The following is a 21,803-nucleotide window of genomic DNA, read 5'->3' as shown; positions in this document are numbered from 1 at the left end:
GGCCGCACACGATCAGAATTGCGCCTGCACTCCGTCCGCCATAAAGTTCGCTGCACTCAACAATTTTGGACTTTCTACGCAGTTCATCGGCTAAAAAATTACCCTCGGCATACTTACCTGCTGCACGATGTTACTCTAGTTGCATTTGGCTAACTAATCGGCTGCCGAGGACCCCGCCCGGCACCGTTACGGCATCGGAGGTTTCATGTTCGAGAAGCGGCTCTTCTCCCTGGTTCCGCAGGCAACGCCCTACATTGTGGCGAGCGTCCTGTTTAAATGGATCGCGCTCATGGCAAACATCACGGTGATGTGGGTGCTTGCGCGCATCTTGGGCGGCATCGTCACGGACGGTCTTTCCGCCGCGCTCGCCGTCGATGCCCTCGCACAGGCGGCCTTGCCGCTCGCCGCCGCCATCATCGTGCGCGCCGCCTCCATCTACCTGGCCCAACGCGCCGGCGACAAGGCCGCGTTCGAGGCCGTCCGCCGCGTGCGCTCGCTCGTCTACGACAAGCTCACCGCACTCGGCCCCTCCTACACCGAGACCGTCCCCACCGCCGAGGCCGTCCAGACCAGCGTCGAGGGCGCCACGCAACTCCAGGTGTACTTTGGCGGTTACCTGCCGCAGCTCTTCTTTGCCGGCTTGGCACCCATCACGCTGTTTGTACTGCTCGTGGGCCAAGCGGGTCTTCCCGCCGCGCTGCTGCTCGCCTGCGTTCCGGTCATCCCCGTCTCCATCATGATGGTCATGCGCAACGCCAAAAAGATCGGTGCCGAGTACTGGGGCAGCTATGTCGATCTTGGCGGCATGTTCCTGGAGGCCGTGCAGGGTCTCACCACCCTTAAGGTCTACCAGGCCGATCGCAGCTGGCACGAGCGCATCAACGCCGAGTCCGAGCGTTTCCGCACAGCGACCATGCGCCTGCTGGTGATGCAGCTGCGCTCCATTTGCGTTATGGACCTGGTCGTCTATATGGGCGCCGCGCTCGGCATTATCGTAGCCGCGCTGCAGCTCGCCACGGGCAAGATCGGCTTTGAGGCGGCCTTCCTCATCGTCTTTCTGTCGCAGGAGTTCTTTTTGCCCATGCGCCGCCTGGGATCGCTGTTCCACACGGCTATGAACGGCATGGCCGCCTCGCGCCGCATGTTTGGCATTTTGGATACGTCCGAGCCCGAGCGCGGCGATGTTGAGCTTGACGGTCGCGGCAATATCGAGCTCGCGGGCGTGAGCTATGCATACGGCGACCGCACGGTGCTGGACAGCGCCAGCGCGACCATTGCGCACGGCTCGCTCGTGGCACTCGTGGGCGAAAGCGGCGGCGGCAAGTCCACGCTCGCGGGGATTATCGCGGGCCGCAAGGGTGCCTACCGTGGCAGCGTTCGCATCGGCGGCGTTGAACTGCGCGATGCCACGGCCACCTCACTCATGCGCGCCGTCACGCTGGTGCCCACCAACGACTACCTGTTTGCCGGCACCCTGCGCGACAACCTGCTGCTCGCCCGGCCCAACGCCACCGACGCCGAGCTTTTGCGCGCGCTCGGCCGCACGCGCGTGGCGGCCTTTGTGCAGGCCAACGGCGGGCTCGACATGGTGATTAACGAGGGCGGCACCAACCTTTCGGGCGGCCAGCGCCAGCGCGTGTGCATGGCCCGCGCCCTGCTGCACGACTCGCCCATCTATGTGTTTGACGAGGCGACGAGCAACGTCGATGCCGCAAGCGAGGCCGCGATCGGCGAGGTCATCGCGTCGCTTGCCGGCGAGCACACCGTAATTGTGGTGGCGCATCGCCTGTCGACGATCGTGGACGCCGACCAGATTCTGGTGCTGGAGCGCGGTCGCATTGCCGAGCGCGGCACCCATGATGAGCTCCTGTCGAGCGCGGGCGCCTATGCGCGCATGTGGAACAGCCAGGAGCAGCTCTCGGCATATGCGTATGCGGAGGATGATGCCGAGGATGCCGGCGCGGTTGAGGCTGTTGGCGACAGTACTGCCTGTACCGATGGCCTCAACGGTGCCGGCTCGTCTTCCGCTGCCGCGGCGCCTGACTCCGGCCGCGCCCGTCGCTCGGCGCCGTCCATCATGTGGCGCATGATGGGGCTCGTCCGACCGCTTGCCGGCTGGCTTGTGCTAGCCGTCGCGCTAGGCAGCATCGGCATGCTCACCGCCGCGTTCGTGCCGGCCTTTGGCGCCCTTGGCCTTATGGCCGCGCTGGGCCGCAACGCCTTGGGGCTTGGTCTTATCGCAGCATGCGCGGCCTGCGCCGCCTGCGGCATCGCGCGCGGGCCGCTCCACTACGGCGAGCAGCTCTGCAACCATTACATCGCATTCCGTCTGCTCGCACACATTCGCGACCTGGTGTTTGGCGCCCTGCGCCAGCTCGCCCCCGCCAAGCTCGAGGGCCGCGGCAAGGGCGAGCTCGTGAGCCTGGTCACCTCGGATATCGAGCTGCTCGAAGTCTTCTACGCGCACACCATCTCGCCCATTGCCATCGCACTGGTCTGCACCGTTGTGTTTGAGGGCTTTTTGCTGGCTGTGAGCCCCGAGCTCGCGGGCATCGCGCTCGTGGCCTACGCGGTCCTGGGCGTGCTGCTGCCCCTGACCTCGGCCAAGGCATGCGGCACCACCGGTCGCCAGAGCCGCGAGGGCGCCGGTAAGCTGGGCGCCTTTGTGCTCGACAGTCTGCGCGGCGCGTCCGAGACTATCCAGTTTGCCGGTGGCGCCGATCGCAGCCGTGCCCTGGGCAAGCTGACCGAGCAAGTCGGCGCCGTGGACGCGCGCCTCAAGCGCCGCCAGGCGGCCAGCGAGGCCGTAGCCGATGCGCTTATTCTTGCGGCCAATCTGGTGATGCTCGGGCGTGCGCTGCAGCTGGTGTCTGCGGGAACGATTGATTTTGCCGCAGCGTTTGTCGCCGTCTTTACCTTTGTGTCGTCGTTTGGCTCGGTGATGGCCGTGAGCCGCCTGGGCGCCTCACTGCAGGAGACGCTCGCCTCGGGCGCACGCGTGCTCGATCTGCTCGACGAGCAGCCCCAGTGCGCCGAGGTCTCCGACGGACAGGACGTTGGGTTTGCCGGCGCCGCAGCCGAGCATGTGAGCTTTAGCTATGCGGGCGGCGTGGACGCGGGCGGTGCCGACACCACAGAGCAGGCCGCGAACAACCCCGCCTCGAGTCTCATCCTCGACGACGTGACCTGCACCTTTGCGCCCGGCACCATGACCTGCATCATGGGACGCTCGGGCTCGGGCAAGTCGACGCTGCTCAAGCTGCTCATGCGCTTTTGGGACCCCGCAGCCGGCACCATCACGATGAGCGGCGTCGATGCCCGCCACATCAACACGGCGAGCCTGCGCAGCCACGAGGCCTATATGACCCAGGACACGCATCTGTTCTGCGGCACCGTACGCGAGAACCTGCTGGTCGCGCACGCCAACGCCACCGATACCGAGCTGCTCGACGCTTGCCGCTCCGCCTCACTCACCACGCTCATCGACCGTCTGCCGCAGGGATTCGACACGCCCGTTGCCGAACTGGGCGACTCGCTTTCGGGCGGCGAGCGCCAGCGCATCGGCCTTGCGCGCATCTTCCTCAACGACGCACCCTTCATCTTGCTCGACGAACCCACCAGCGCGCTCGATGCCCTCAACGAGGCGTCCGTGATGCAGGCAATCGACGAGCTCAAGCGCCGCGGCAAGACCATTGTGCTCGTAAGCCACCGTGCCAGCACCTGCGCGTTTGCCGATTTCTCGCTTTCGGTCGAGCACGGGAGGCTGAGCTAATGGCGCGCCCGGTCGACACACCGGAGCTGGCACGCAAACGTGAGCGCGAGGCCCAAATGGTGTCGCAGATGATTGCGCTGTGGTGTCGTGGGCATCATGGCAGCGAGCATGCGGTCAAACAGGCTGGCGACGATGAGCCCGTGCGCGTGAAGCTCGGCCTTCGGACCATTACGCTTTGCCCCGAATGCGCCGAGCTGCAGAAATACGCCGCCGCGCGCATTGAGCACTGCCCGCACATGGGCACCAAGACATTTTGCTCGGCCTGTCCTTCGCATTGTTACCGGCCTGCCATGCGCGAGAAGATCCGCGAGGTCATGCGCTGGTCGGGACCGCGTATGATCCGCTATCGCCCCATCACCGCCGTGCGGCACGCGATGGTAACGGTGCAGGCCAAACGCGTGGCGGCACGAAGCAAGTAGTCGCCGGCGCCGGCACGCGCCGCCTGCCCTTTCCAGTCGGTTTCGACTTGCAGCGTTCCCGACGCGCCGAGGCTGCGCCATTACAATGGAGCGGATTCGCCAAATGCAAAGGAGTCGCCATGTCCGCCTGCCCGCTGGTCGATTGCCATACCCACACCTCGTTTTCGGATGGCCATGCCTCGTTTGAGGACAACGTCCGCGCCGCTGCTGCGGCCGGCTGCCGCGTCATGGTCTCGACTGACCACCTCACCCTGCCCGCCAGCATGGACGCCAACTGCGAAGTGCAAGTTGTCGAGGGCGACCTGACGGCGCATCGCCTGGCATTTGAGGACGCCCGCAAACTCGCCGCGCAGATTGCGCCGGAGCTCACCTTTATCTACGGTTTTGAATGCGATTGGTACGAAGGCTGCGAGCCCTTGGTAGAGCGCTGGTCCCAGGGCGCCGTCGTACGTCTGGGCAGCGTGCACTGGATTGGTAACCCGGGCGATATTGCGGCCGGCGCTGCGGGCACGGCGGGAACGAAGGACGTCGCTCGCCCCGATGCACCCGATTCGCTCTGCGGCTGGATCGACGACGATACCAACCTGCATGTTTGGGAAAACCTGGGGGTACACGGCGTGTGGGAGCGCTATGTCGACGACTGGTGCCGCGCCTGCGAAAGCTCACTCAGCTTTGACGTGATGGCCCACCCCGACCTGGTCATGCGCTTTTCGAAGGACGGCTTTGCACCCGACTTTGACCCCGCGCCGTTTTGGGAGCAGATGGCCGAATGCGCCCACGATACGGGTCGCCGCGTTGAGGTCTCGACAGCCGCGCCGCGCAAGGGCCTCGACGATTACTACCCCGCGACCGGCCTTTTGCGTCGCTTCGCCCACGCCGAGGTGCCGATTACTTTTGGCTCGGACGCACACCGCGCCTGCGATATTTGCTGGAACATCCGCGAGGCCCAGACCCACGCCTACGACTGCGGCTACCGAACCTTCGATATCCCCCACCCTACCGGCGAATGGGAATCCACGCCCCTCGCCTAAGACTAGCCGTTAGGGACGTTCTTAAACGACTAGTGGCGGCGGGCGTTGAGCTCGCCGGCCAGTTCGTCGAGGGTGATGCCGTAGCGCTCGAGCGTCACGAGTAGGTGGTAGATCAGGTCGCCGGCCTCGTAGCGGATGTGATCGTGATCGTTATCCTTGCAGGCCATGATCACCTCGCTCGCCTCCTCGGCAAGCTTCTTGAGCAGCTCGTCCTCGACATCGGTCAGCAGGCGAGCGGTATAGCTCTCCTGTGGCGACGCATCGCGACGACCGTGAATCACCTCGGCCAGCCCCGTCAGCGTCTCGCCGATATTTCCCGGCTGCACGTTAGCTGTTCTGACTCCCATGGTTATTTCCTCTCGTTACTGCAGCGTAAAGTAGGTACCGGTCTCATCGAACCGAGGCTTTGCGCCCTTTTTCTCAAAGAACTCGACGATGACGGCATGGGCCTCATCGAGCCTTTCCTTCTCGGCCTCGAGCCAAAGCGACTGTGCCCCGCACGCATCGGTCAGATGCACGCGGCACGGCACGCCCGCGCGGAGGAGCTCGGCGTTACAATCGGCGACTTCGAACGGCGTCACGACCCTCATCGCGCTCCCCCTTCCACGCGCTTAAAGAAGCAGGTACGGTTGCCGATATGGCAGGCAGGACCCGGCGAGTCGACCTTGACCAGCAGCGTATCGCTATCGCAGTCGGCCCAGATCTCCTTGACCTCCTGCATGTTGCCGCTCGTCGCACCCTTGTTCCAGAGCTCCTGGCGGCTGCGGCTCCAAAACCACGTGGTGCCGGTCTTGAGCGTCAGTCCCACCGACTCCTCGTTCATCCAAGCAACCATAAGCACCTCGCCGGTGTCATACTGCTGAACCACACAAGGAATCAGCCCGTTGGCGTCGTATTTAAGCTCGGACGCAGTTGTCACTTGCACCATTTAAAAATCCAATCTGACAGGGATGCCCTGGCTGGCCATATACTCTTTGACTTCGCGAATGCTGAAGGTTCCAAAGTGAAAGACGCTTGCTGCCAGCACGGCGTCGGCCTCGCCCTCGATCACGCCCTCGGCAAAATGCTCGAGCGTACCCACGCCGCCGCTCGCGATGACGGGGATTGGTACCGCGCGCGCCACGGCGCGGGTGAGCGCCAAATCGAAGCCGGCCTTGGTGCCGTCGCGATCCATGCTGGTCAGTAGGATTTCGCCGGCGCCACGACGAACCGCCTCCTCGGCCCACGCCACCGCGTCGATACCCGTAGCGTTGCGGCCGCCCGCCGTAAAGACCTCCCACTTATCGGCGCCCGGCTCCCCGGGCAGGCCCACACGCTTGGCATCAACCGCCACGACCACGGCCTGGCTGCCAAATGCCGCGGCAGCCTGGCTAATCAGCGATGGATTGCGCACGGCGGCAGAGTTAAGCGACACCTTATCGGCACCGGCGGCAACCATGGTGCGCATGCCCGGCAGGTCGCGAAAACCGCCGCCCACGGTATAGGGAATAGCGAGCTCTTCGGCCGCGTGCGCCGCCATCTCGATGGTCGTCGCGCGGTTGTCGCTCGTGGCGGTGATGTCCAGGAACACGACCTCGTCTGCGCCCTCGCGGTCGTAGGCGCGCGCCAGCTCCACCGGGTCGCCGGCATCGCGCAGGCTCACAAAGTTGACGCCCTTGACCACGCGGCCGTCCTTGACGTCTAGGCAGGGAATTACGCGTTTGGTAAGCATGGGCTACTCCTCCCCTCGGGCGGCGGCCAACGCCTGCACCAGCGTAAAGTTGCCCTCGTAGAGCGCACGGCCGGTAATGGCGCCCTCGATGGCATCCTCACCCACCGCGGCCAGCGCGCGGATATCGTCGAGCGTCGAGATGCCGCCCGAAGCCACGACGGGAAAGCCCGCGACCTGCGCCACATGGCGATACGCCGCCACATCGATGCCCGTCTGCATGCCATCACGCGCGATGTCGGTGTACACCAGATGCTTAAAACCCAGCTCGGTGAGCTGCGCCACGGCATCGTCGAGCGCCACACCCGCGCCATCGCGCCAGCCGTTCACCTTAACCTGGCCGTCGCGCGCGGCAATATCGGCGACCAGCAGCTCGCCAAAGCCTTGGGCTGCCACCTCAGCAAAACCCGGCTCGGTCACGAGCACGGTGCCCAGCGCAATGCGGCGAGCACCATAGCCGGCCAGCTCGTCGATGCGCGCGAGCGAGCGGACGCCGCCGCCCACGTCCACGGACAGACCGTCGACGCCGCAGATGGCCTTAATCGCCGCCGAGTTGGCAGCGCACGTGTCCTCGTCCTCGCCAAAGGCAGCGGACAGGTCGACAACGTGCACCCAGCTCGCGCCCTGCTCGGCAAACGAGCGGGCAACGGCCATGGGGTCGTCGGAATATACCTTGCAGCGGCTGCGGTCGCCGCGCTCCAGGCGCACGACCTTGCCGCCGATCAGATCGATTGCGGGAAACAGGATCATCGGCCAACCTCCTCGACGATGTTGACGAAGTTCTTAAGGATGCGCTGACCCAGCGCGGAGGATTTCTCGGGATGGAACTGGCAGCCCCACACGTTGCCATGGCGCACGATGCACGGGAAGCTCCGCGTATAGTGCGTGCGCGCCAGCACATCGGCGGCATCGGCGTCGTCGGCCACCGCGTAGCTGTGGGTGAAGTACATGTTGGCGCCCTCGGCAAAACCGGCGAGCAGCGGGTCGGCCGCACCGGTGGGCGTCATGTGCACCTGGTCCCAGCCCACGTGCGGCACCTTCAGGCGGCTCGACTCCAGGCGCGTGCACGAGCCGCGCATGATGCCCAGGCCATCGACCCAGGGGCCGTCAGCCTGCTCGGGGGCGTTACCGTCGGCGACCACGCCCTCGTCCGCAGGCACGCCCTCGTTGCCGCGCTCAAAAAACAGCTGAAGGCCCAGGCAGATGCCGAGCAGCGGAGTTCCGGCGGCAACGGCATCGAGTACTGCGTCCGCCTCGCCGCTCTGACGCATAAAGGCGATCGCGTCATAGAACGCGCCCACGCCCGGGATGACCAGGCCGTCCGCGTTGCGGATCTGCTCCGGATCGTCCGACGTGCAGGCGGCGGCACCGGCGCGCGCAAGCCCGCGCACGACGCTCGACAAGTTACCCTTGTGGTAGTCGACCACCACGATCTTCGGTTCGCCCACGCGACCCTCCCTTTTCCCATTCAAAACCTGCCAAAAAGGGACAGGTTTATTTTGGTCGGTTAAACGTTCACCCACCACATGAGACGGCATTTCCGCAGATAAAACCTGCCAAAATAAACCTGTCCCTTTTTGGTAGGTTACAGCGAGCCCTTGGTGCTGGGGATGCCCTGCACGCGGGGATCGAGCTCGCAGGCGCGACGCATCGTGCGGCCCACGGCCTTAAAGGCGGCCTCGATAATGTGGTGTGAATTGCCGCCTGCCAGCTCGCGCACATGCAGCGTGAGCTTGGCATCGCGCGCAAAGGCGTAGAAGAACTCGACGGCTAGCTCGGTATCGAAGCTACCCACGCGCTCGGTCGGCACGGGCAGCTCGCAATAGGCCTGGCCGCGACCCGAAATGTCCACGGCGGCCATCACGAGCGTCTCGTCCATGGCGATCGCCGCATCGGCAAAGCGCGTAATGCCCGCCTTGTCACCCAGCGCCTGGCAAAACGCCTCGCCCAGCACAATGCCCGTGTCCTCAACGGTGTGGTGTGCGTCGACTTCCACGTCTCCTACCGCATGTACCGTCAAATCGAACAGACCATGGCGGCCAAAGGCGTTGAGCATGTGGTCGAAAAACGGCACGCCGATCGAGATATCGCACGTACCGGTTCCATCCAGGTCGAGCTTGACGACAATGTCGGTCTCGCCCGTCTTACGGGTCACCTCGGCATAACGGCCCATCTACATCTCCTCCTTCACCAGCGCGGCAAACGCCGCCAGCACCTCATCGTTTTCCCGCGGCGTACCCACGGTAATGCGCAGGCAGTCCGCGAGCCCCAGCGCGTAGCTAAAGTCGCGCACCAAAATCGAATACTCATCGCGCAGACGCTCGCGCACGCGCGTGGCATGCGGCGTGCGCACGAGCACAAAGTTCGCCGCGCTCGGCCATGCCTCCACGGGCAGGCCCTCGGCAGCCATTGCGCGCAGGGCGCACAGCTCGCGCTCGCGCTCGGATGCGACCTGTGCCACCACGGGCGCGTAGGCATCGCGGGCACGCACGCAGGCAAGAGCGGCGGCTTGGCTCAGAACGTTGACCGAATAGATCTGGCGAATCGCCGCGAACACCTCGATAACCTCGGGCGCCGCAATCACGTAGCCCAGGCGCGTGCCGGCGGCGCCAAACGCCTTGGACAGCGTGTGCAGAATCACCAGGTTGGGATGCTCGGCGATAAGCCCCTGCGCCGTGGTGGCCGCGCCAAACGAATCGTCGGCAAACTCAACGTAGGCCTCGTCGACCATGACCATGCCGGGGCACGCATCGCACAGCGCCGCGACAAAGTCGAGCGGTGCCACGTCACCCGTGGGGTTATTGGGCGAGGTCACGATTGCCAGGTTGCACGCCGGCGCTGCCGCGAGCGCAGCTGCCTGGTCGAGCTCAAAGGTCGCGGGGTCGCGCCACACGTCGCACACCTCGGTCTGGCAGAGCGACGCAAAGAAGGCATACTCGCTAAAGCACGGCGGGCAGTTGAGCAGAGTTCTCCCCGCGCCGCCAAACGCCAGCAGATAGTTATAGAGCAGCTCGTCGCCGCCGTTGCCCACGCAGATGTTCTCGCGCGTCATGCCATGCCAGGCAGCAAGCTCGTCGCGCAGGTCGTTCGACATGGGATCGGGATAGCGATTGAGCGGTGTGGCAGCCAAGGCAGCGTCGATCGCCTCGCGCACGCCGGCCGGCACGGGATAGGTGTTCTCGTTAGCCGAAAGGTTGATGCGCGTAGGCGTAAAGTTGGGATCGTAGGGCTCAATACCGGCCAAGTAGGGCTGGAGGAGCTCCTTCATGCGGGGCGTCAGCTCGGCCATATTAGGCCTCCTCGCCGGTCGGGCCAGCGGCGCCGCCCGCAGCAGCCGCCAGGTCCACTCCCTCGGCAACCGTCGCCACGGCGTCGCCCGGCCAGGCAACCTTGGTCAGGTCGGCCGCGGCCAGCGACTCGGCGCTCACGGCATCCTCGCCCTGCTCCAACACGCGGCGGCGCAGCGCGGCGGAAAGCGCGTGTGCCCACAGACCCTCGGCCTCGGCTAGACGCTGCGTGGCAGGAGCATCGGAAAGCAGGCCCTCGGGCGTATAGCAAATGACGCTCGAGCGCTTAACGAACTCTTCGACCGAAAGCGGGTTGGAGAACATGGCGGTGCCGCCGGTCGGCAGCGTGTGGTTGGGGCCGGCGACGTAATCGCCGAGCGGCTCGGAGCTCCAGGCGCCCACAAAGATGGCGCCGGCGTTGCGAATGCCGCCGAGCAGGCCCATCGCATCCTTGCAGTGCAGCTCAAGGTGCTCGGGCACCACGGTGTTCACGGCCTCGACGGCGGCAGCCATGTCGGCGGCCACCACGATGGTACCCTCGTTGTCGAGCGAGGCGCGCGTGATCTCGGCGCGTGGGGACTGCGCCACCAGGATGTCGATACCCGCCTCGACCTCGCGCGCAAACTGCTCGTCGCAGGTCACCAGGTAGCAGGCAGCCAGCGGATCGTGCTCGGCCTGCGCCATCAAGTCAGCCGCGACCACCATGGGTTTGGCCGTGGCATCGGCCAACACGCAGACCTCGGAGGGACCGGCGACCATGTCGATGCCCACGTCACCCGAGACAATCTGCTTGGCAGCGGCAACAAAGGCGTTGCCCGGGCCGGTAATCTTGTCGACACGCGGAATGGTCTCGGTACCGTACGCCAGCGCGGCCACGGCCTGAGCGCCGCCCACCATATAGATCTCGTCCACGCCGCCGAGCTTGGCCGCGGCAAGCGTGTAGGGGCTGATCAGGCCGTCCTTTTGCGGCGGGGTCACCATGACCACGCGCTTGACGCCGGCCACTTTGGCGGGAATGGCGTTCATGAGCACGGTGGAAGGGTACTGCGCGCGACCGCCCGGAACGTAGATGCCGGCCGCAGCGAGCGGGGTCACTTTGACGCCGAGCATCGTGCCGTCCGGGCGCGTGGTAAACCAGCTCTGCTCGACCTCGCGCTGGTGAAACTCGCGAATCTGGCGCGCGGCCTTCTCGAGCGCGGCGACAAAGGTAGGATCGAGGCCCTCGAGCGCGGCGTCAATCTGCTCTTGCGGCAGACGAAAGCTCTGCAGCTCGACACCGTCAAAACGCTGGCAGTAATCGCGCACCGCAGCATCGCCGTTGGCGCGCACGTTGGCCACGATATCGCGGGCGGCGTCGACGATGTTTTGCGGTAGCACGCCCTTGCGGTTGAGCTGGTTGGTGACGAGGCGCTCACCGGGAGCAAGCTTGATGGTCTTCATATCGGTATCCCCTATCGGTCGAGGTTGCGTTCGAAAAACGAGAGACCGGGCGGCGGCGTCAGTCGACCTGCCGCCCGGACGTTGGGGCGCCCGTGCGTGCTCGCGCTATTGTGCCGAGCCCGCAACGGGCTCAAAATGCTTGTCCTTCACGGCTGCCGCCAAGCGATCTGCCAGATTGCGTACGCGCGGATCCAGACGTGCGGCGCCCGGATTGACAAAGAAGCGGGCCGTACAGTCCATAATGTGGCCGGTGATGACCAGGTCGTTGTCGCGCAGTGTGGCACCCGTGGCGGTGATATCCACGATGCGGTCGGTCATGCCGACGATAGGGCCCAACTCAATATTGCCGTGCAGCGAAACAATGTCGGCGTTCACGCCGCGCTCGGCATACCAGGCACTCGCGATGCGCGGGTACTTGGTTGCCACGCGAAGCGAACCGCGGCGGGCATAGTTGCGCTCGGCCTGACCGGCGCGCCAAGCGGGCTCAGCCTCAATAAAGGTGCACAGGCCGTAGCCCAGATCGACCAGCTGCAGCAGGTTGAGGTCGGCCTCGATAAGCGAATCCCAGCCGCAGATGCCGCAATCGGCACCACCGCAGCCCACAAAGGCGGGCGCATCGCTGGGGCGTACAATGACAAACTCGATATCGCCGACCGCACCCTCACCGGCACGCGTGTCGCGACCGCGCACGATCAGGTGACGGCCGGGGTCGCGTAACTCAGAGACGTCCAAGCCCGCTGCCTCGAGCACGTCGAGCGTGTCGGCCTTAAGCGAGCCCTTGGGCACGGCAATGCGCAGCGGACCCTCGGCGCCACGGCCCACGGCGTGATCGCCGTCGGAAGCGGCGTCCTCGGCCGAGGTGCGCGCGGCCTCCAGACGCTCGAGCGAAAAGGCGAAGCCCGCCGCCGGCACCTCGATGCCGTCGCCAAATGCACCGGTAAAGATGGAGTCGTAGCGTCCGCCCGAACCGACCGGGTCGGGCAGGCCGCCGGCATAGGCCTTAAAGACCAGGCCCGTGTAGTAATCGAAAGAGTTCATGATGGAGAAGTCGAAGGACAGCACCTGGGCGTCCTCGGGAGCCAGGCCCTCGACCAGGGCACGCAGCTCGCGCGTGAGCGGCGCGACGATGCCGGCGGCCTCCAACAGCGCGTCCACGCGGTCGAGCACTTCGGGGCCACCGTGTAGGCGCGGCAGCTCGCTGATGGCAGCCTTGACGGCCTCGCGCTCGGCACTTGCCGCCACACGGACATCGAGGCCCACAAAGTCGTTGGCGTGCACGCAACGCAATGCCTCGGCAGCCAGCTGGCGATCCTCGCATACCGCGAGCAGCTCCTTAAAAGGACGTACGCTACCTGCGATAATGCGAGCATCAGGCAGCGCCAGCTTGCGCACGGCCTCGGCGACCAGCGAGACAATCTCAACATCGCCCGCGGCATCGCCCGCGCCGATGAGCTCAAAGCCCAGCTGCGTAAACTGACGCGAGGCGCCGGCATTGCGTTGGCACTCGCGGACCACCGGCGCCTCGTAGCGCAGGCGCAGCGGCAGATCGGCCGCGCGCATGCGAGTCGAAACCAGGCGAACGATCGGCAGCGTGTTGTCGGGACGGACCACCAGCAGGCGACCGTCGTCATCAAAGAGCTTAAACGGGGTGTCCGCAATGCGGCCGCCCTCCTCGAGAGAGCCCTTGTCCTCGAGCAGCGGCGTCTCGACCGGAAGGTAATGATGCTCCCTGAAGCAGCCCTTCACCGTCAGCGCAATCTCCTCGCGCGCCTGAGCCTCCTCGGGCAATATGTCCCGGAATCCCCACGGTGTGGCCGTCATCTGGTGAGCCTCCTCATGCTGCGTTTCGTATAGAACAGAAGACCGGCATAGCTCCGCCGGTCTTCTGGGTACTTTAGCATACTAGAGTGTTTGCGGGGGAAATCCGTCGCAGCCGCTCACACCGTATTCATTTGGAAACATGGGGCAGATTGCCGCAGCCCAACCCCACCTAGGCGCCAATCGCACGACGATACTCTGCCATTACCTGCGCATCGGCAGCTGCGGGGTCGGCAAAATAGCGCCCGTCATAGGTCTCGGCCGAAACGACTCCGCGATAGCCGCGCGCCACCAGCCTATCCAGGTCAGCACGCATATCGCGGTCGCCGTCACCCCAGGCAAGATGCGTCGTGCCATCTGCCGCAACATCGACAAAATGCACGTGGGCGACATCATCGCCAAGCAGATCGAAGTAATCGTCGATGGTATCCCCCGCCACCGCCATGGCGCCCATATCCAGACACGCCTTAAGTGCCGGATGATCAACCGCCTCGATCATGCGCTTCGTATCGGCCGCCGAGTTCACGATCATCGACTCAACCGGCTGTAGGGCTTCGAGCACCAGTCGCACGCCGCGTTCTCCCGCATGCTCGGCAATCGCACGCAGCATCGAGGCGCTGCGACCCCACGCGTCCTCGATCGGCTCGTTCAAAAATGCCCAGCCGCTCGAGACCATGACCTGCTCGGCTCCAAGTTCCGCCGCGATATCCACAACGTTCTTAAAGTACGCGAGCGTGCGGGCACGCGCCTCATTCCCGCGCGCCGCGATATTCCACGGCTTGGGGTTGTTCTGTTCGGGACAAAGTCCCACAATCCGAACTCCATACCGCTGCGACAGCTCCCGCACCTGCTCGAGCGAATCGTATCCATGGCAATCGACATACAGATGCATCGCCCCGGTCCAAAGCTCGCAACACGTGTAGCCCGAGGCCGCTGCCGAGGAAAAGAACTCCTCAAGGTCAAAATAGCGATGGCTGATATTCATGACGGCAAGCTGTGGATACTCCATCTTGTCCACCTTTCGGCAAAAGGGCGCCGCAGCACAGTGTGCGCGACGTCCCCTCTTACATTGTTTTAATTATGACGGATGCCCTACTGAACACCAAGCACTCCAAAGAACGCGCCGGCGATACTCACGAGTAGGATCACGAGCATGATGAGCAGCGGATTCATCTTCTTCTTGAGCATGAGATAGACGATTCCAAACAGCCCCATCGTGACAAAGCCCGGGAAGATTCCGTTGAGCAGCTCGGCGAGCGTCTGAGCGCCATCGCCCGCGCCGACCATGAGCGGAATGTCCACGGTGACCATCTCCATGGTCATAGCACCGATCACCATGGCGCCCATGATAGAGGCCATCTTGACGATCGTGTCCATAATGCCCGATTCCTGGACCTTGCTGATCATGTCCGAGCCAAAGCGATATCCCACAAACGTCAGCAGGTAACGGATGATGTAGTGAGGGACGTTGAACACGAGCAGGAACAAAATCGGGCCAAGAATAGAGCCCTGCAACGCCAGCGACGTGCCGACACCCGTTGCCAAAATTCGCAGCGTGCCCCAGTAGAAGGCATCGCCCACGCCGGACAGCGGTCCCATCAAAGCAAGCTTGACATTAGAGATCGCGCTCGTGTCAAAGCTATCGTCAGTAGCGTTGACCTCTTCCATTGCGGCAGCAATGGACATGGGGAGCGTCGAGATGTACGGCGTGACGTTATAGAGCTCCATATGGCGCTTAAGGGCGGCCTTAAAGTCTGCATCCTGCGGATACAGCTTGCGAAGGATCGGCATAAGGGCCCACATAAAGCCGATATGGCCCATACGCTCGTAGTTCCAGGAATGCTCATAGGGAATCGAGCGCCAGAACAGCTTCTTAAGGTCTGCACGGGAAATCAGCCCGTCATAAGAAGACTCAAACTTAAAACTCATCGAACCCACTCCCAATCGCAGGATCCTCGGTTGCCACTGCGGGCTGCTCCGCCTTTTTCTTCTCGCCCAAAACCGTCATCGCGACGACGATGATCGCGGCAAAGATCGCCACGCCCGTCGTGCTAATGCCAAAGTAGGCGACGAGGAAGAAGCCAGCGAAGAAGAACGGAGCCACCGTTTTGTTCATAATCATCTGCGCCAGCATCGCAAAGCCGAGTGCGGGCAAGAAGGCGGCGGCGACATCCATGCCGGTCTGAACGAAATCGGGAATGATGTTGAGCAGGCTGGCGACGGCATCGGCGCCAAAGAAGAATGCCAGGGGAATAATCAGCAGGCCGCACCAGCTCTGCGCATAACCCGCGATAAGCATGTTGCGCGTGATGGCCTTGGTGTCTCCGTCCTCGACGTTTTTGTCGATACGGTGCACCAGCAGTAGCATTACCGGCTGGCCCAGGGCGGTATCGAGCGCCAGGACGATCGTTGCGATGGGAATGCCCAGGGTCAGGGCCGCCGAAGCATCCGCGCCGGCCTGCATGGCAAGCGATACGCCCAGGATAGTGCCGGAAATCGTATCGGGCGGGTTATACGCACCGACCGAGATGGCGCCGACCATGGCAAGCTCCATCGTGGCGCCCATGATCGTGCCGGTCACCATGTCGCCCATGACAAGGCCAACCAGAGGTCCGAGCACGATCGGGCGCTGGAGGTAGCTCGTGCCCGTCAGCCACTCGGAATAACCCAAAAGGGCAATAAGGAAAATCAGGATTGTCTTGATAACCATGATGGCCCCTAACCGATGACCTTCGCGGCGTCAGTCTTCGCATCTGCCGGAATCATCTGAATGAACAGCTCGTAGCCCTCGCCGAGCAGCTCTTTGACGTATGCCTCGTTTTCGGGCGTGAGAAATACGCTGGTCGAGACCTGGCGGGCATCCTCGCTAAAGGCAACATTGCCGAGGTTGATCTTCTTGACGCCCATCGCCTTGGCGACGGCACCGGCCTGCTGGATCGTCTCGCAAACCACGAAGAGCTTGTACTTATCGGTCACACCGCTCTGGAGCGCCTTGACGGCATCCTCGGTGTTTTTGACGACGACCTTGCAGCCCTCCGGCTTTGCAAGGGACAGGGCCTGCAGGCGAAGCTTGTCATTGAGGACCGTGTCGCTCACCAACAGGATGCAGTCGGCACCCAGAGCCGAGGTCCAACTAACGGCAACCTGGCCGTGAAGCAGTCGATAGTCCACGCGAATCATCTGAATCATGATGTGCTCCTAACGATTAAAACTCATCGAGTTCGGCCTGCCCCAGCAGGTCGTTGACGTACTTGACCTTGGTGTCGTCCGCCTCGACGATCTGGCGAATGGCCTCATCGATCGGGGTGGATTCGGGCACGAACAGCAGCTGAATAAGGAGCGGCAGGTTCATATTGGTCACCAGATGCGTGTTGGGACGCGTCTGGACGATCTTGGTGAACTCGTTGTTGACGCTGCCGCCAAAGAGGTCAGTGCACACGACAACTTCGTCGTCCGCAGCGAACCCGTCAAGAACCGCCACAGCCTCCTTGACCAGGTCCTCGTTTCCGTCGACATACATAGACAGCGCATGGACGTTTTCGCGCTCGCCGGAGAGCAGCCCAATGCTCTCAACGATTCCGGACGCAAAATGAGCATGGGACGCCACGATAAACTGCCTCATTCGATTCCCCTTTCTTGCGAATTTCGGCATAAAAATGCCCGGACGCATGCGCCCGGGCAGGGTGCTTCTTGATCAGTAGCTTATTTGTCACCGATTAGTAGTCGAACTGGTGATAGTAACGACGGTAGTTGAGGTTGTGCTTGGTGACCGTCTCGTAGTAAGCAGCAAGGCGGTCGGTGATCAGCGAGGAGAGGATCCACGGAGACACGATGACGCGGAACTCGTCGTCAAGGCCGGGGATCGCGAACTCGGCGGTGTCGATGATGTTGATGTCGGTGTCGCCGGTCACGCCGCGGGTCAGGAACGCGCGGACGCGCTCGTCGAGCTTGCGGTTCTCGTCCTCGCCCATGAACAGGAAGACGGGAACGCCGGGCTCCACGAGCTCGAGGGTGCCGTGGAAGAAGTCGGCCGAGGTGATGTAGCGGGTGCGCTTCCACTGCATCTCCTCGAGGATGCACATCGAGAACAGGATGGTCTCGCCCCACAGGGCGCCGGAGCCGATGAACATGGTGTAGGGGGCCAGGGCGTACTTCTTGGCGAGCTCCTCGGCGCGCGGCTCGAAGCTCTTGCGGATGTCGACCAGGTGGGTCCAAACATCCTTGGTCTGCTCAATAAACTTGTCGAACTGCGGGAAGCAGCCGCGGCGGTTGAGCAGGCGCAGGCCGAAGCAGTCGGCGAGGTAGTAGCCCATCTCGCAGCCACCGTTACCATGATCGGACGCCATCTTGACGCAGTTCTCAGCGCCGACAGCCTGGCCGATGAGACCCTCGGGCTTGGTCATGGCGTAGACACGAATGCCCTTTTCCTTCATCTTCTTGACGGCCTCGAGGACCTCGGGGGTGGTGCCGGACTCGGAGGCGGTGAGCACGACGGACTTCTCGGTCATGCGCTTGTGGCCGGAGACGTTCCACTCGGCGGCGTGGATCAGGTAGACCTCGAGGTCGCGGTCGCCGAACTTGTTCATGAGGTACTCGAGCTGCATGAGCTCGTCCCAGGTGCCGCCGACGCCCATCAGGAACACGGCGTCGTAGCCCTCGTCGGCGACCTTGTCGGCAAGGGCGGTCATCTTCTTGCCGGTCTCGTAGAGCGCCTTGCCGTCCTCGAGGTAGCCCTCCTGGTCGAAATGCATGATCTCGATCTTCTCGGTTTCCTTCATTTGTCTCTCCTTTCTGGGGTTGTCTCCACATCCCCCATGCCAACGGGCATCAAAGCCCGCTTACATTCCGTAACACTCGGCCGCTTTGGCCTTAAGCGCATTGACTGACTCTTCGTAGCCCTCCGCCTTAACCTCCATCTGTTTGGAGACGGCATCGAGATACGGGTGTACGTCCCATGACTTCAGACGCTCGGCGATTATGGCCGCAATCGTCTGGAAGAACACAAGATTGGGAATTGCGCTGAGCAGCGGAGCCACCTGAGGCACCGCAACCTCGTGAGCCCTACCCCTGGGATGGGCCGTGAGCAGCACTGTTTTTGTCGTAACGTTCGATAGCGCATCGGCGATATCCGCAAGACGCTCCGACCCCTGCGGATCGTCGACGATAAACACCAGGTAGCCTGGGGTTATCTGCATCTCGGGACCGTGGACGAACTCCTCGCCCTCGTGATGCATGGCAGGAATCTTGATGGTCTCGCTCAGCTTGAGGGCCGCCTCTTCGGCAACGCCATAGTTGGGGCCGTTGCCGATGACCATGGCGGGCATGTGCTCAGAAAGCTCGAGCATGTGGTCTTGGACATATGCCTCGGCGATCTTGCACATCACGGCATTGGCCTGGATAGCCTCGCGCAGGTCGTCAAGACGCTGGGCAACGCCCTTGGCGTCAATCGTTCCGCGCGCCTGACCACAGTAAATACCAAAGAGCACCAGGTACTCAACGAGAACCTCGACGCCCAGAGTCACAAAGTCCACCGACTCGACACCCACACCGTAGTCAAGAACGATGTCAGCGTGTTCCTTGATGGGTGCCTCGACGTTTGCCGTGAGCGCAACTGCAGCCATATCGTGCGCGCGCATGTAATCAAGAGCCGCGATCGTATTGGTCGAATAGCCGCTCTGCGAAACGACAATGTTGAGCGCATGCTGCGGATAGGTGTGTTCAAAATCGACGAAGGCCTCGGGCGTCACAACGGACACCTGCATTTGCAGGGTATCTTGCAGGTAATCGCGGGCGCAATCGGCGGCATGGCGCGACGAACCCGAAGCAACGATGCGCAGCGCGTCAAAAGAACCGGACTGGAAAATATCAACGAGCTGCGCTACCAGCTCAGACGAACGCTCGAGGTTCTCTCCCATACGCACATGGGCAAGCTGAACGTAATCGAGCATCTTCATCGTCTCACCTCGTAACAAATCATTAGTATTTGATACCAATCACAGTTACAGGTTACGGCTTTTTGATACCTCTTTGTCGATTAATTTATCCCCATCGGCGAACGGTCGATTTCGAGCCATGTAAGGTTGTATATGCAGTCTGCTCAACGAAATCAAAATTCCGTCAGCTTTTCAGCCCGTTATGCAAAAAACCAGCTAGTACGTATAGGTATATCCACCCGCATCACCGCGGTTAAACGACTTGACGTACTCGATCGCCTGGCCGCTCGCATCGAAGCTCACGCACTCAAGCGTCAAGGCAAGATCGCCCTGCTCCAGTCCAAGCAGGCCGGCATCTCGCGCGCCCAGCGCTTCGATATCGAGCTTTTCCTGTGCCATGACCGGCTTTCGGCCCAACATCTCATAGGTCTCGTACAAACTGAAGACCGACACGTCAATATCTTCGATTGTGGGAAACAGCAGGCACGGGATGAACGCCATCTCAATCGATACGGGATCGCCGTTGACGCAGTTCAAACGCCGAATCGAATACAGTAAATCGTCCTCGGCAATGCCAAACAGGTTGGCATAATATGGACCCGCATAACGCTTGGAACGCGCGAGGATGCGGACGGACGGCTCGCCGCCCGAAGCGCGAACCGATTCGCGAAAGCCTCCCGTTCGCTCGTAGGCAACGGGCACTTTCTGTGCCACAAACGCGCCTTTTCCGCGGACGCGTCGAATCTGCCCACGCCGAACCAGCTCATCGACAGCGCTTCGGATGGTCAAGCGCGTCGTACCAAATTCCTCGGCGAGGTCTTTTTCGGACGGAATCATGGAACCCGTGGGATATATACCGCGCTCGATACGCTCCTCGATGCGGCGTCGAATGCGCATATAAACCGGGGTGGCATCTACTGTTTCAGCCATTGTTCACCTGCCACGCTCCTCATGCCGTTCTTTTCGCCGTTATCGGCAAAGCGGAACTTTGTGGGCAAAATCACCGATTTGCAATGCTCCACAAAACGCATGTCCTTATCAAATTCTATCGTGCTCTCATAGAACACCGGCGTTCCCTCTTCTTGCTGGAGCAACTCGGCCTCTTCGGCGTTCAAACGCGAGATGGAGATATGCTCACGTCCATGCTCAACGCGCACGCCACCTTCTTTGAGCAAGACATCGTAAAGGCTCTCACACTCAAAATCGTGATCGGGAAGCGAGGGGCACAGGGACAGGTTAACGTGAGCCGTCTCGATTGACGCCGGCTCGCCCTCAATAAGTCGAACACGCTGCATGCGGAGCAAAGGAGCGCCTACAGCAACCCCAAGCTTGTCGGCAAGCGCCTCATCCGCCTCGATGGCCCCGGTGGAAACCAGACGAGAAGAGGGGTGCAGGCCGGCAGTCCGCACAGCATCGGAGAAGTTATACGTTTCCTGAAAGATATTGAGCGGTTTGGGAGGACACACATACGTACCCGATCCGCAACGGCTCTCGAGCGTTCCGCACGAGATGAGCCGCGTGATACCGGCGCGCAACGCCGTACGCGAAACGCCGATCTCTTCGCACAGCACGCGCTCGGCCGGCAGGCGATCGCCGCCGGCAAGCTGATGGTGCTGGATATACCAAAGAATCCCCTCAACAGCACGATCTTTGGGGGGAATTGCATAAGATTCGCCTGCCATTGCACAGACTCCTCGTTCAGAAACGTATGTCGCCAAAATTAGGCCAGACCACCCATGGCATCAAATTCGGCCTTGATCTTCTCGGCGACATTCCGATACGACTTATACAGGCTTGAATCGCGTTTGACTTCATCGGTCATAACGGGAATCTCTAGTTTGGAAACCTCGTCTTTTCCCGTCTGAACCGCCACAACAACGCCCATACCAAGACACATATTACGCTTGGCTGCGTTCATTTTTGCCGCCTTAGCGGGATTTGCCAGAATACGCTGGGCAAATTCCTGTTTAGAGACCGCTTCATCGGCCTCCGGATCGCCCGCCTCGGCCACTTCGCACTGCAACACGTCCGCATAGTCAAAAATCTTCGGCTCGCCGCCGCGCTGATGTACGGCCCACTTGCGACGCGTGGCATCCTGGTAGATAGCCGGCAAAAACGTAAAGCGCGGCGGGTCCAAAATCGTGTCCGTGATGGTAAACACATCGGGATCAAAGGCATCCTGCGGGTTTTTCTTCTTGAACAGCCCCATATCAGCCTCTCTTACTAACATTTAACAACTCAAGCTGAATATAGCACCAATTTCAAGCCGCCACCTCACCCTATCGGTACGCGGCGTCTATGGCTCGCCCAGCGGAAGAGTTCACGGACGAGGGCCGGGGAGGCATACTTTGTTTTGAGAAGTGGGCTTCGCGAACTTCTCAAAACAAAGTATGCC

23 protein-coding genes are annotated in these 21,803 nt (G+C 62.3%); 3 read left to right on the top strand and 20 right to left on the bottom strand.

What is annotated here, in order from left to right:
* Positions 1-205 precede the first annotated feature (205 nt).
* From DXD56_RS08630 to DXD56_RS08620, 3 genes are all read left to right on the top strand, one after another.
* A complete protein-coding gene (locus DXD56_RS08630; RefSeq protein WP_117640916.1) occupies positions 206-3,772 on the top strand; it encodes an ATP-binding cassette domain-containing protein in 3,567 nt (1,188 codons plus the stop codon).
* Complete coding sequence (locus DXD56_RS08625; protein ID WP_117640915.1) at positions 3,772-4,191, top strand: nitrous oxide-stimulated promoter family protein; 420 nt, start codon at positions 3,772-3,774, stop codon at positions 4,189-4,191. Before DXD56_RS08630 ends, DXD56_RS08625 begins: the two co-directional genes overlap by 1 nt.
* A 119-nt stretch (positions 4,192-4,310) precedes the next feature.
* On the top strand, positions 4,311-5,222 hold the full coding sequence (locus DXD56_RS08620) for a PHP domain-containing protein (protein ID WP_117640914.1): 912 nt from the start codon (positions 4,311-4,313) through the stop codon (positions 5,220-5,222).
* A gap of 29 nt (positions 5,223-5,251) precedes the next feature.
* Here the strand turns inward: DXD56_RS08620 and hisE are convergent, their stop codons facing one another.
* The 20 genes from hisE to DXD56_RS08520 all read right to left on the bottom strand — a co-directional run bounded on the left by hisE (position 5,252) and on the right by DXD56_RS08520 (position 21,617).
* Positions 5,252-5,569, bottom strand: a complete 318-nt coding sequence (hisE, locus tag DXD56_RS08615) for a phosphoribosyl-ATP diphosphatase (RefSeq protein WP_117583614.1) — start codon at positions 5,567-5,569, stop codon at positions 5,252-5,254.
* A gap of 15 nt (positions 5,570-5,584) precedes the next feature.
* Entirely contained in the window at positions 5,585-5,812 is a 228-nt protein-coding gene (locus DXD56_RS08610; protein ID WP_117640913.1) for a hypothetical protein, read from the bottom strand.
* Positions 5,809-6,150 (bottom strand): phosphoribosyl-AMP cyclohydrolase, encoded by a 342-nt coding sequence (hisI, locus tag DXD56_RS08605; RefSeq protein WP_117640912.1) that lies wholly within the window; start codon positions 6,148-6,150, stop codon positions 5,809-5,811. The genes DXD56_RS08610 and hisI overlap by 4 nt, the downstream gene beginning before the upstream one ends.
* Positions 6,151-6,933: an imidazole glycerol phosphate synthase subunit HisF gene (gene hisF / locus DXD56_RS08600; protein WP_117640911.1), complete on the bottom strand. Its 783-nt coding sequence runs from the start codon at positions 6,931-6,933 to the stop codon at positions 6,151-6,153. It abuts the gene before it with no gap.
* Between the two features lie 3 nt (positions 6,934-6,936).
* A complete protein-coding gene (locus tag DXD56_RS08595) occupies positions 6,937-7,680 on the bottom strand; it encodes a HisA/HisF-related TIM barrel protein (protein WP_117640910.1) in 744 nt (247 codons plus the stop codon).
* A complete protein-coding gene (gene hisH / locus DXD56_RS08590; protein ID WP_233524971.1) occupies positions 7,677-8,378 on the bottom strand; it encodes an imidazole glycerol phosphate synthase subunit HisH in 702 nt (233 codons plus the stop codon). The genes DXD56_RS08595 and hisH overlap by 4 nt, the downstream gene beginning before the upstream one ends.
* 137 nt (positions 8,379-8,515) lie before the next feature.
* On the bottom strand, positions 8,516-9,103 hold the full coding sequence (gene hisB / locus DXD56_RS08585) for an imidazoleglycerol-phosphate dehydratase HisB (RefSeq protein WP_117640908.1): 588 nt from the start codon (positions 9,101-9,103) through the stop codon (positions 8,516-8,518).
* Positions 9,104-10,219, bottom strand: a complete 1,116-nt coding sequence (gene hisC, locus DXD56_RS08580) for a histidinol-phosphate transaminase (protein WP_117640907.1) — start codon at positions 10,217-10,219, stop codon at positions 9,104-9,106. It abuts the gene before it with no gap.
* A gap of 1 nt (position 10,220) precedes the next feature.
* The gene (gene hisD, locus DXD56_RS08575; protein WP_117640906.1) at positions 10,221-11,657 is read right to left on the bottom strand and encodes a histidinol dehydrogenase; all 1,437 of its coding nucleotides are present in this window, start codon (positions 11,655-11,657) and stop codon (positions 10,221-10,223) included.
* A gap of 105 nt (positions 11,658-11,762) precedes the next feature.
* Positions 11,763-13,478, bottom strand: a complete 1,716-nt coding sequence (gene hisG, locus DXD56_RS08570; protein ID WP_117640905.1) for an ATP phosphoribosyltransferase — start codon at positions 13,476-13,478, stop codon at positions 11,763-11,765.
* 169 nt (positions 13,479-13,647) lie between these two features.
* Positions 13,648-14,484 carry a sugar phosphate isomerase/epimerase gene (locus DXD56_RS08565; RefSeq protein WP_117640904.1) on the bottom strand — a complete coding sequence of 279 codons (837 nt, stop codon included), beginning with the start codon at positions 14,482-14,484 and terminating at the stop codon, positions 13,648-13,650.
* Between the two features lie 83 nt (positions 14,485-14,567).
* Positions 14,568-15,404, bottom strand: coding sequence for a PTS system mannose/fructose/sorbose family transporter subunit IID (locus DXD56_RS08560; protein ID WP_117564887.1), 837 nt, complete (start codon positions 15,402-15,404; stop codon positions 14,568-14,570).
* Positions 15,394-16,185, bottom strand: coding sequence for a PTS sugar transporter subunit IIC (locus DXD56_RS08555; protein ID WP_117640903.1), 792 nt, complete (start codon positions 16,183-16,185; stop codon positions 15,394-15,396). The genes DXD56_RS08560 and DXD56_RS08555 overlap by 11 nt, the downstream gene beginning before the upstream one ends.
* A gap of 8 nt (positions 16,186-16,193) precedes the next feature.
* Complete coding sequence (locus tag DXD56_RS08550; protein WP_099432278.1) at positions 16,194-16,664, bottom strand: PTS sugar transporter subunit IIB; 471 nt, start codon at positions 16,662-16,664, stop codon at positions 16,194-16,196.
* A 16-nt stretch (positions 16,665-16,680) separates the two neighbouring features.
* Positions 16,681-17,097, bottom strand: a complete 417-nt coding sequence (locus DXD56_RS08545; RefSeq protein WP_117640902.1) for a PTS sugar transporter subunit IIA — start codon at positions 17,095-17,097, stop codon at positions 16,681-16,683.
* Positions 17,098-17,191: 94 nt separating this feature from the next.
* Positions 17,192-18,253 (bottom strand): SIS domain-containing protein, encoded by a 1,062-nt coding sequence (locus DXD56_RS08540; RefSeq protein WP_117640901.1) that lies wholly within the window; start codon positions 18,251-18,253, stop codon positions 17,192-17,194.
* Between the two features lie 60 nt (positions 18,254-18,313).
* A complete protein-coding gene (locus DXD56_RS08535) occupies positions 18,314-19,429 on the bottom strand; it encodes an SIS domain-containing protein (protein WP_117640900.1) in 1,116 nt (371 codons plus the stop codon).
* A 195-nt stretch (positions 19,430-19,624) separates the two neighbouring features.
* Complete coding sequence (locus tag DXD56_RS08530) at positions 19,625-20,338, bottom strand: GntR family transcriptional regulator (RefSeq protein WP_117638248.1); 714 nt, start codon at positions 20,336-20,338, stop codon at positions 19,625-19,627.
* Positions 20,323-21,090: a GntR family transcriptional regulator gene (locus DXD56_RS08525; RefSeq protein ID WP_117640899.1), complete on the bottom strand. Its 768-nt coding sequence runs from the start codon at positions 21,088-21,090 to the stop codon at positions 20,323-20,325. The genes DXD56_RS08530 and DXD56_RS08525 overlap by 16 nt, the downstream gene beginning before the upstream one ends.
* A gap of 38 nt (positions 21,091-21,128) precedes the next feature.
* On the bottom strand, positions 21,129-21,617 hold the full coding sequence (locus DXD56_RS08520; protein WP_117640898.1) for a hypothetical protein: 489 nt from the start codon (positions 21,615-21,617) through the stop codon (positions 21,129-21,131).
* Between the last annotated feature and the right edge of the window lie 186 nt (positions 21,618-21,803).

This window comes from Collinsella sp. TM06-3, assembly GCF_003436395.1.
GTDB lineage: Bacteria > Actinomycetota > Coriobacteriia > Coriobacteriales > Coriobacteriaceae > Collinsella.
Note: the sequence above shows the minus strand (reverse complement) of the source record. Positions and strands in the feature narration are given on the sequence as shown.